The following is a 10,482-nucleotide window of genomic DNA, read 5'->3' on the forward strand; positions in this document are numbered from 1 at the left end:
CTGTCCCTCCGGATGCTCGCCGACATCCGGGCTTCGCAGCACAGCACGGGACGCGAGCTGGGCGCGCCCGACCGGGAGCCGGCACCGCCGCGCCGGCCGGTGGCGCCCTGACCCCGCCCCTTGGTCCCGCTCCCGTCGGCGGCCGCGCGCGAGCCGCGCCGCCGTTCGGGCTGCGCGACCTCCGTCCGCTGCTGCCGCTGCCCCCGCGTGCTGTTGGCGGTGCGGCCCCGGACGATCCCGATGAAGTCGTCCACATCGTCCGTCGTGGTGTCCTCCCGCCAGGCGAGACCCACCCCGGACTGCGGCGCGTCGGTCACCGGCCGGTAGGTCAGGTCGCGCCGGTGGTGCAGGCGGGCCAGCGACTGCGGCACCACCAGGACACCGATCCCCGCCGCCACCAGCTCCACCGCGTCCTCGGTGGTCTCCGGTCGCTGGAACGCGGGGCGCCCGGGCGGCGCCTCCCACGGCAGGGTGTCGTCCTGCGGGTGGAGCACGATGTCGTCGGCGAGGTCGGCGCAGGTCACCTCGTCCGCCGCGGCCACCAGGTGGTCCTTGGGCACCACGACCACCGTGGTCTCCGTGTACAGCGGGATCACACTCAGCTCGGCCCGCTGGGCCGGCAGCCGCAGCAGTCCGGCGTCCGCCCGCAGCTCCCGCAGTGCGTCCGCCGCGAGCGCCGGCGGCGAGGGCTCCAGGACCAGTCGGACCTCCGGCATCCGCTCGTTCCAGATCCGCACCCACTTCCCCGGCGTCACGCCGGGCACGTACAGGAGGCGGAACGTCTGCGGATCCCCGGTACCAGTCACCGCACCAGGCTACCGGCGACGGCGCGGCCGCCGGCGCTCGCTACCCTGGTCCCATGACGTCGCAGCAGACCGGGCCCCAGCAGAGCAGCCAGACGATGAAACCGTCGACGGCGGCGAAGAAGCTGGGCGTGTACCTGGCCGCCACCCCCGAGGAATTCCAGGAGGGCACCGTCACCCGCGCGCAGTACGAAGCGCTGCAGGCGGACCCGCCGCAGTGGCTCGTCGACCTCCGGCGGGACGGCCCCCATCCCCGCCCGGTGGTCGCAGCCCGGCTCGGTGTCTCCATCTCCGGGCTCGCCCGTGGCGGGGTCACCGAGGCACTGACCACCGAGCAGATCCAGGAGCTCCGGGACGAGCGCCCGGAGTGGCTGGAGCGCGAGCGCGGCACGCAGGCCGACGTGCGCCGTGAGACGGTCCGCCTCAAGCAGAAGCGCGCCGAGCAGACGGACGCCCCCGGCGGTCCCAAGCGCGGCTGACCGCACCACTCCGCCGTGTCCTGCCGCCACTCCGTTCCCGGCTCCGTCCGCACCGGCCGCCGGGCGGCGCGACACCGCGCGGTGGGATGCTGGAGAGGTGAACCTGGAGGACCTCCGGCGGCTGCGGCGCGCCCGCGACACCATCGACCGCGCCTACGCGGAACCACTGGACGTGCCCGCGCTCGCCGCCGTCGCGCTGATGTCCGCCGGCCACTTCTCCCGCAGCTTCCGCGCCGCCTACGGGGAGACCCCCTACGCCTACCTGATGACCCGGCGCGTCGAGCGCGCCAAGGCGCTGCTGCGCCGCGGCGACCTCACCGTCACCGAGGTCTGCATGGCGGTCGGGTGCACCTCCCTCGGGTCGTTCAGCTCGCGCTTCACCGAACTGGTGGGGGAGAGCCCGAGCGCCTACCGGGCACGCAACCACGCGGCGGGAGCCGCCGTACCGGCCTGCGTCGCCAGGGTCGCGACCCGGCCGCGCCGCTCCGACCCCGTCGCCGGACGGCCTGATCCGGTCAGGATCGAAGAAGCGGATTCCGCCGGGCCCTCGTAGCGTCGGAACCATGGACATCACGCTCTCGCAGTGCTTCATCGCCGTCGACGACCACGACCGCGCGCTCGCCTTCTACCGCGACGCCCTCGGACTGGAGGTCCGCAACGACGTCGGCTTCGAGGGGATGCGCTGGGTGACCGTGGGATCGCCCGCGCAGCCCGACGTCGAGATCGTGCTGGAACCGCCGCTGGCCGACCCCCACGCCGCACCGGAGGACCGTCGCGTCATGGCGGAACTGCTCGCCAAGGGCCTGCTGCGCGGCGTCATCTTCGCCACCGAGGACTGCGACGCCACCTTCGAGCGGGTGCGGGCAGCCGGCGGAGAGGTGCTCCAGGAGCCCATGGACCAGCCGTACGGCGTGCGGGACTGCGCCTTCCGCGACCCCGCGGGCAACATGCTGCGCTTCACCCAGCCGCGCCGCGGCTGACGCGGCCGCACCACCGACCGCGAGGCCGCGCCGCCGGGGCGCGGCCCGCACCGACCCCCGTGGGAGCGACGACGATGAGCAGGGCCGACAGCCGAGCCGGGACGGCCGGTGCGACCGGCGCGGGAACGGCGCGCGCGGCGGCCGACCGCCACGACGTGATCCGCGTCCACGGCGCCCGTGTCAACAACCTCCGCGACGTCCGGGTGGAGCTGCCCAAGCGGAGGCTGACGGTCTTCACCGGGGTCTCGGGTTCGGGGAAGAGCTCGCTGGTCTTCGGCACGGTGGCCGCCGAGTCGCAGCGGCTGATCAACGAGACCTACAGCGCCTTCGTGCAGGGGTTCATGCCGACTCTCGCCCGCCCGGAGGTCGACGTCCTGGACGGGTTGACCACGGCGATCGTCGTCGACCAGCAGCGGCTCGGAGCCGACCCCCGGTCCACCGTCGGCACCGCCACCGACACCGGGGCGCTGCTGCGCATCCTCTTCAGCCGCCTCGGCCGGCCCCACCTCGGTCCGCCCAACGCCTACTCCTTCAATGTCCCCTCCGTGCGGGCCAGTGGAGCCTTCACCGTCGAACGCGGCAACGCCCGCACCGAGAAGCGCACCTTCACCCGGGCCGGCGGGATGTGCCCGCGCTGCGAGGGGCGCGGCACCGTCTCCGACATCGACCTGGCCGAGCTGTACGACGCGGAGAAGTCGCTGGCCGAGGGCGCGATCAGGGTGCCCGGCTACACCGGCGACGGCTGGATGGTGCGCCTCTACGCCGGTTCGGGCTTCCTCGACCCCGACAAGCCCATCGGCCACTACACCGAGCGGGAACTGGCGGACTTCCTCCACCACGAACCCACCAAGGTGAAGATCAACGGCGTCAACCTCACCTACGAGGGGCTGATCCCGAAACTGCGCAAGTCGATGCTGTCCAAGGACCGTGACGCCCTCCAGCCGCACGTCCGCGCCTTCGTCGACCGCGCCGTCACCTTCACCGCCTGCCCCGACTGCGGTGGCACCCGGCTCAGCGAGGGCGCCCGCGGCTCGCTGGTGGCAGGCATCAGCATCGCCGACGCCTGCGCCCTGCAGATCACCGACCTCGCCGCGTGGGTCCGCGCGCTGGACGAGCCGTCCGTGGCGCCGCTGACGGCAGCGCTGGGCGAGGCCCTCGACGCCTTCGCGGAGATCGGCCTGGGCTACCTCTCGCTGGACCGGCCGACCGGGACCCTCTCCGGCGGCGAGGCGCAGCGCACGAAGATGGTGCGCCACCTCGGTTCCCCGCTGACGGACGTCACCTACGTCTTCGACGAGCCCACCATCGGGCTCCACCCGCACGACATCCAGCGGATGAACGACCTGCTGCTGCGCCTGCGGGACAAGGGCAACACCGTGCTGGTGGTGGAGCACAAGCCGGAGGTGATCGCGATCGCCGACCACGTGGTCGACCTGGGGCCGGGCGCCGGCTCCGAGGGCGGCACCGTCTGCTTCGAGGGCCCGGTGGACCGGCTCCGCGCGGCGGACACCGTCACCGGCCGTCACCTGGACGACCGGGCGGCACCGAAGTCGGCGGTCCGCGCGCCGCGCGGCGCCCTGGAGATCCGCGGCGCCACCACCCACAACCTGCGCGAGGTGGACGTGGACATCCCGCTCGGCGTACTGGTGGTCGTCACCGGCGTCGCCGGATCGGGAAAGAGCTCGCTGGTCCACGGGTCGATCCCGGCCGGCCACGGGGTGGTCTCGATCGACCAGGCGCCGATCCGCGGCTCCCGCCGCAGCAACCCCGCCACCTACTCCGGCCTGCTGGACCCGATCCGCAAGGCGTTCGCCAAGGCCAACGGGGTGGGGCCCGCGCTGTTCAGCGCCAACTCGGAGGGCGCCTGCCCCGGGTGCAACGGCGCCGGGGTGGTCTTCACCGACCTCGGGATGATGGCCGGGGTCGCTGTCACCTGCGAGGAGTGCGACGGCAGGCGCTACCAGCCCGCGGTGCTGGAGTACCGGCTCGCGGGCCGGGACATCGCGCAGGTGCTGGCGATGTCGGTGGCCGAGGCGGCGGAGTTCTTCGCGGAGGGCCCGGCCCGCACCCCGGCCGCCGGCCGGGTGCTCGGCCGGCTCGCCGACGTCGGGCTGGGCTACCTGCGGCTCGGGCAGCCGCTCACCACGCTCTCCGGCGGGGAGCGGCAGCGGCTGAAGCTCGCCGTCCACCTGGGCGAGAAGGGCGGGGTGCTGGTGCTGGACGAGCCGACCACCGGCCTCCACCTCGCCGATATCGCGCAATTGCTCGACCTGCTCGACCGGCTGGTCGACGCGGGGAAGTCGGTGATCGTGGTGGAGCACCACCAGGCGGTGATGGCGCACGCGGACTGGATCATCGACCTGGGCCCCGGCGCCGGCACCGGCGGCGGTGAGGTCGTCTTCGAAGGCACCCCCGCCGACCTCGTCGCCGCCCGCTCCACCCTCACCGGCGAGCACCTGGCTGCCTGGGTCGGCGCATGAGGCCCCGATCGGGCGGGTGATCAAGGGTGCGTGCAGCGTATTGCATATATCTGCAGCTGTCCGTATAGTCATGCCTTCTGGTTCGAGTGGAGGAGGACATGGCTGTGCGCGCTGCGGTGGCGGGAGCGAGCGGGTACGCCGGGGGCGAGATCCTCCGGCTGCTGCTCGCGCACCCCGAGGTCGAGATCGGTGCCCTCACGGGCAACTCCAACGCGGGGGAGCGCCTCGGCGCACTCCAGCCGCACCTCGTGCCGCTCGCCGACCGCGTCCTCGAACCCACCACCACCGAGGTCCTCGCCGGACACGACGTGGTCTTCCTCGCCCTTCCGCACGGCCACTCCGCCGCCGTCGCCGAGGCGCTCGGCGACACCGTGCTCGTGGTCGACTGCGGCGCCGACTTCCGGCTCCGCGACGCCGAGCAGTGGACCCGCTGGTACGGCACCCCGCACGCCGGCACCTGGCCCTACGGGCTGCCCGAACTCCCCGGTGCCCGCGAGGCGCTGCGCGCCACCCGGCGGATCGCCGTCCCCGGCTGCTACCCGACCGCCGTCACCCTCGCCCTCTTCCCCGCCTACGCCGCCGGGCTCGCGGAGCCCGAGGCCGTCGTCGTCGCCGCCTCCGGCACCTCGGGCGCCGGCAAGGCGACCAAGCCCCACCTGCTGGGCAGCGAGGTCATGGGGTCGATGAGCCCCTACGGCGTCGGCGGCATCCACCGCCACACCCCCGAGATCGCCCAGAACCTCGCCGCGGTGGCGGGGGAGAAGGTCACCGTCTCCTTCACCCCCACCCTCGCCCCGATGCCGCGCGGCATCCTCGCGACCTGCACCGCCCGCGCCCGCGCCGGCGTCACCGCCGACACCCTCCGCGAGAGCTACGCCAAGGCGCTGGCGGACGAGCCGTTCGTCCACCTGCTGCCCGAGGGCCGGTGGCCGGCCACCGGCGCGGTCGCCGGCTCCAACAACGTCCTGCTCCAGGTCGCCCTCGACGAGGACGCCGGCCGGATCGTCGTGGTGTGCGCCGTCGACAACCTCACCAAGGGCACCGCCGGCGGCGCCCTGCAGAGCATGAACATCGCCCTCGGCCTCCCCGAGGAGCTCGGACTTCCCACCACCGGAGTGGCCCCATGAGTGTGACCGTGGCGAAGGGATTCCACGCGGCCGGTGTCGCCGCGGGGATCAAGGACAGCGGCGGGCTCGACCTCGCCCTCGTCGTCAACCGCGGGCCCCGCCGGGCCGCCGCCGGCGTCTTCACCTCCAACCGGGTCAAGGCCGCCCCCGTGCACTGGTCCGAACAGGTGCTCAAGGGCGGCACGGTCGCCGCCGTCGTCCTCAACTCCGGTGGAGCCAACGCCTGCACCGGCCCCCTCGGCTTCCAGGACACCCACGCCACCGCTGAGCGCGTCGGCGAGGTGCTCGACGTCAGCGCGGCCGAGGTCGCCGTCGCCTCGACCGGCCTCATCGGCGTCCGGCTGCCGATGGACAAGCTGCTGCCCGGCGTCACCACCGCCGCCGACGCGCTGAGCGAGCACGGCGGTGAGAAGGCCGCCATCGCGATCAAGACCACCGACACCGTGCACAAGACCGCCGTCGCCGGCCGCGACGGCTGGAGCGTCGGCGGCATGGCCAAGGGCGCCGGCATGCTCGCCCCCGGACTCGCCACCATGCTGGCGGTCCTCACCACCGACGCCGACGTGGACTCCGCCACGCTCGACCGGGCGCTGCGCGCCGCCACCCGCACCACCTTCGACCGGGTCGACTCCGACGGCTGCATGTCCACCAACGACACCGTGCTGCTGCTGGGCTCGGGCGCCTCCGGCGTCGCGCCGGACCCCGACGAGTTCGCCGAGGCGGTCCGCGAGGTCTGCGCCGACCTCGCCCTCCAACTGGTCAAGGACGCCGAGGGCGCCTCCAAGGACATCCGCGTCGAGGTGGTCGGCGCCGCGACCGAGGACGACGCCGTGGAGGTGGCGCGCTCCATCGCGCGCAACAACCTCCTCAAGTGCGCCGTCCACGGCGAGGACCCCAACTGGGGCCGCGTCCTGTCGGCCATCGGCACCACCACGGCCGTCTTCGACCCGGACCGGCTCAACGTGTCCATCAACGACGTCCTGGTCTGCGAGAACGGGGCCGCCGGCGCCGACCGGTCGCTGGTCGACATGCGGTTCCGCGAGGTCCGCATCACCGCCGACCTGCGCGCCGGCGAGCAGGCGGCCACCGTCTGGACCAACGACCTCACCGCCGACTACGTCCACGAGAACAGCGCCTACTCCTCATGACCGAGCACACGAACCCGGCCCCCACCGAGGGCACCGACCCCGCCGCCGCACCGCCGGCCGCCGTCCCCGCCCCGGGCAAGCGCCCCGGCGCCCGGCGCCACACCGCGCTGCCCAAGGCGCAGACCCTCATCGAGGCGCTGCCCTGGCTGACCCGCCACCACGGGAAGACCGTCGTCATCAAGTTCGGCGGCAACGCCATGGTGGACGACGACCTCAAGGCCGCCTTCGCCCAGGATGTGGTCTTCCTGCGCCACGCCGGGCTGCGGCCCGTCGTGGTCCACGGCGGCGGCCCCCAGATCAGCGCGCAGCTCGACCGGCACGGCCTGGTCAGCGAGTTCCGCGCCGGACTCCGGGTCACCACCCCCGAGGCGATGGACGTGGTGCGCATGGTCCTCGCCGGGCAGGTGCAGCGCGAACTCGTCGGCCTGCTCAACCAGCACGGTCCGCTCGCGGTGGGACTCACCGGGGAGGACGCCCACACCCTCAGCGCCACCCGGCACCGGCCCCGCATCGAGGGCGAGCTGGTGGACATCGGCCGGGTCGGGGAGATCACCGCCACCGACACCGGCGCCATCGAGGCGCTGCTGGCCGACGGCCGCATCCCCGTCGTCTCCTCCATCGCCCGCTCGGCCGACGACGCGCACGTCTACAACGTCAACGCCGACACCGCCGCCGCCGCGCTGGCCGCGGCGCTCGGGGCGGAGACGCTGATGGTCCTCACCGACGTCGAGGGGCTCTACGAGGACTGGCCGCACAGCGACGACGTGATCAGCCGGCTGACCGCGGCCGAGCTGGAGACGCTGCTGCCGTCGCTGGCCAGCGGCATGGTGCCGAAGATGGAGGGCTGCCTGCACGCCGTCCGCAACGGCGTCCGCACCGCCCGCGTCATCGACGGCCGCGTTCCGCACTCCATTCTGCTGGAGATCTTCACCGACGAGGGGATCGGCACGATGGTCGTCCCCGACGACGACCGGCGCCGGACCCCCGCCGCCTCCACCGCGCAGGAGGTTCCCGTATGACCACCGCACCGGCCGACAGCGCGGCCGGCCACCCGCCGGCCGCGCCCGCCGCGCCCGCCGCGAGCGGGGGCAACGCCGCGCTCACCGCCCGCTGGCAGGGCGCGCTGATGGACAACTACGGCACGCCGCGCATCCCCCTGGTCCGGGGGGAGGGCGCCCGGCTGTGGGACGCCGACGGCACCGTCTACCTCGACTTCCTCGGCGGGATCGCCGTCAACGCGCTGGGCACCGCCCACCCCGCCGTCGTCGCGGCGGTCTCGCGGCAGGTCGCGACCCTGGGCCACGTCTCCAACCTCTTCACCGCGGAGCCGCCCGTCGCGCTCGCCGAGCGCCTGCTGGGAATCGCCGGCCGGCCCGGCACGGTGTACTTCGCCAACTCCGGCGCGGAGGCCAACGAGGCCGCGCTGAAGATCGGGCGCCGCACCGGCCGCACCCACATGGTCGCGACCGAGGGCGGCTTCCACGGCCGGACGATGGGCGCCCTGGCGCTCACCGGGCAGCCGGCCAAGCAGGCGCCCTTCCTGCCGCTGCCCGGCGAGGTCACCCACGTCCCCTACGGCGATGTCGACGCGCTGCGCGCCGCCGTCACGGAGGAGACGGCGCTCTTCGTGGTCGAACCCGTCCAGGGTGAGAACGGCGTCGTCCCCGCCCCCGACGGCTACCTGGCGGCGGCCCGCGAGATCACCCGCGCGACCGGCACGCTGCTGGTGGCCGACGAGATCCAGACCGGCATCGGGCGGACCGGCCACTGGCTCGCCACCGCGGCCGCCGGTGTGGAACCCGACGTCATCACCCTCGCCAAGGGGCTGGGCGGCGGCATGCCGATCGGTGCGACACTCGCCTTCGGCGCCGCTGCCGACCTGCTCGGCGCCGGCCAGCACGGCTCCACCTTCGGCGGCAACCCCGTTAGCTGCGCCGCGGCGCTCGCGGTGCTGGACACCATCGAGAACGAGGGGCTCCTCGCCCACGTGCGGACCACGGGCGAGCGGCTGCGGCGCGCGGTCGAGGGACTGGGGCACCCGCTCGTCCACCACGTGCGTGGCGCGGGGCTGTTGCTGGGTATCGTGCTCACCGAGCCGGTGGCACCCCGGGTGCAGCAGGCGGCTCAGGACGCCGGGTTCCTGGTGAACGCCGTGGCGCCGGACGTCGTCCGGCTGGCGCCGCCGCTCATCGTCGGGGAGTCCGAGGTGGACGCCCTCGCCGGCGCGCTGCCGCGCGTCCTCGACGCGGCGACCGCGGCGTCGTGAGCGGACGGCCGGCGGGCCGACGAGCCGGAGAGGCAGAATGACCGACGAGCACAGCGGGCCGGCGGTGCCGCAGACGCGGGCCGCCCGCCACCGGCGGATCGTGGACATCCTCGGCAGGCAGGCGGTGCGCTCGCAGAGCCGGCTCGCCCGGCTGCTGGCGGACGACGGGCTCGCCGTCACCCAGGCCACCCTCAGTCGGGACCTCGACGAACTGGGCGCCGTCAAGATCCGCAACAGCGCCGGGGAGCTGATCTACGCCGTCCCCAGTGAGGGCGGATACCGCACCCCGCAGGCGCCGTTGGGGGAGTCGGTGAAGGAGGAGCGGATGGCCCGCCTGGCGGGTGAACTGCTCATCTCGGCCGAGTCCTCCGCCAACCTGGTGGTGCTGCGCACGCCGCCCGGTGCCGCCCAGTTCCTCGCCTCGGCCATCGACCAGGCGGAGCTCCACGTGGTGCTCGGCACCATCGCCGGTGACGACACCCTGCTGCTGATCAGCCGGGAGCCGGACGGCGGCCGGGCGCTGGCGGACCATCTGCTGCGGCTGGCGCAGAAGGAGCGCTGAGAGTGTGGGGAGACCCCACGCGGGGCCCGCGACGCCGGCTACGGCCCGCTGCGGCGTCGTCGGGAGCGCCCGCAGCCGACCCGGTGTGCGGGCGCCCCGGCCGTGCCGCCGCAGCCTACTCCGTGAGCTGATCCGACGCGGCGTCTCCCACGCTCAGAGGGCCGGACCCCTCCGGCGCGGTGACCGCGGAGCGGCGAGGGCGGCGCCGCGGCCACCGCGCCGGGGCGGCTGATCAGGCGGGTGGCTGGTGCAGGCCGAACGGCGACCCCTGGTCGTCCCGGCAGAGCCGGAACCGGCCGTACCGCGCCTGCTGGTCGGCGTCGCCGTCGAGGTCCATCTCCTCCACGGTGCCGCCCAGTTCCCGGACGTCCGCCAGCGCCCGGTCGATGTCGTCGACCCGGAAGAACACGTACGGGGAGGCGCCCGGGTCGCCGCCGTGGATCCCGCCCGGGACCGAGGAGCCCTCGACGGTGAGTCCACCGCCGTCCGGTCCGGGCGCCAGGGTCCAGCCGAACAGACCGCCGTAGAAGGCACGGGCCCGTTCCGGGTCCTCCACACCGAGCTCGAAGAACGTGATCTCGCCGGACATCGCTGACCTCCCGGGTGGGCGCGGGCCGACGGGTGGTCGGCCGGCGCC

The 10,482-nt window shown here is 74.3% G+C and carries 11 protein-coding genes; 9 read left to right on the forward strand and 2 right to left on the reverse strand.

What is annotated here, in order from left to right; genetic code table 11:
• Positions 1–806 (reverse strand): LysR family substrate-binding domain-containing protein (locus HCN52_RS16930; protein ID WP_168089296.1); only part of this gene is annotated, 806 nt, incomplete at its 3' end.
• Between the two features lie 53 nt (positions 807–859).
• Between HCN52_RS16930 and HCN52_RS16935 the strand changes: the two genes are divergently transcribed.
• From HCN52_RS16935 to HCN52_RS16975, 9 genes are all read left to right on the forward strand, one after another.
• A complete protein-coding gene (locus HCN52_RS16935) occupies positions 860–1,282 on the forward strand; it encodes a DUF5997 family protein (RefSeq protein ID WP_168089297.1) in 423 nt (140 codons plus the stop codon).
• Between the two features lie 97 nt (positions 1,283–1,379).
• Positions 1,380–1,835: a helix-turn-helix transcriptional regulator gene (locus tag HCN52_RS16940; protein ID WP_168089298.1), complete on the forward strand. Its 456-nt coding sequence runs from the start codon at positions 1,380–1,382 to the stop codon at positions 1,833–1,835.
• 10 nt (positions 1,836–1,845) lie between these two features.
• A complete protein-coding gene (locus HCN52_RS16945; RefSeq protein ID WP_168089299.1) occupies positions 1,846–2,262 on the forward strand; it encodes a VOC family protein in 417 nt (138 codons plus the stop codon).
• 74 nt (positions 2,263–2,336) lie between these two features.
• Positions 2,337–4,742 carry an ATP-binding cassette domain-containing protein gene (locus tag HCN52_RS16950; protein WP_168089300.1) on the forward strand — a complete coding sequence of 802 codons (2,406 nt, stop codon included), beginning with the start codon at positions 2,337–2,339 and terminating at the stop codon, positions 4,740–4,742.
• 98 nt (positions 4,743–4,840) lie between these two features.
• Positions 4,841–5,869, forward strand: coding sequence for an N-acetyl-gamma-glutamyl-phosphate reductase (argC, locus tag HCN52_RS16955; protein ID WP_168089301.1), 1,029 nt, complete (start codon positions 4,841–4,843; stop codon positions 5,867–5,869).
• The gene (gene argJ, locus HCN52_RS16960) at positions 5,866–7,017 is read left to right on the forward strand and encodes a bifunctional glutamate N-acetyltransferase/amino-acid acetyltransferase ArgJ (protein ID WP_168089302.1); all 1,152 of its coding nucleotides are present in this window, start codon (positions 5,866–5,868) and stop codon (positions 7,015–7,017) included. Before argC ends, argJ begins: the two co-directional genes overlap by 4 nt.
• Entirely contained in the window at positions 7,014–8,036 is a 1,023-nt protein-coding gene (gene argB / locus HCN52_RS16965; RefSeq protein ID WP_245175222.1) for an acetylglutamate kinase, read from the forward strand. The genes argJ and argB overlap by 4 nt, the downstream gene beginning before the upstream one ends.
• Entirely contained in the window at positions 8,033–9,283 is a 1,251-nt protein-coding gene (locus HCN52_RS16970) for an acetylornithine transaminase (protein WP_168089303.1), read from the forward strand. Before argB ends, HCN52_RS16970 begins: the two co-directional genes overlap by 4 nt.
• Positions 9,284–9,320: 37 nt before the next feature.
• Positions 9,321–9,845 carry an arginine repressor gene (locus HCN52_RS16975; RefSeq protein ID WP_168089304.1) on the forward strand — a complete coding sequence of 175 codons (525 nt, stop codon included), beginning with the start codon at positions 9,321–9,323 and terminating at the stop codon, positions 9,843–9,845.
• A 232-nt stretch (positions 9,846–10,077) separates the two neighbouring features.
• On the opposite strand, the gene HCN52_RS16980 is transcribed toward HCN52_RS16975, so the two are convergent.
• Positions 10,078–10,482: VOC family protein (locus HCN52_RS16980; RefSeq protein ID WP_245175223.1), on the reverse strand; the 405-nt coding region annotated here is incomplete at its 5' end.

The sequence above is a fragment of the Streptomyces bohaiensis genome (assembly GCF_012033785.1).
Classification (GTDB): domain Bacteria; phylum Actinomycetota; class Actinomycetes; order Streptomycetales; family Streptomycetaceae; genus Streptomyces; species Streptomyces bohaiensis.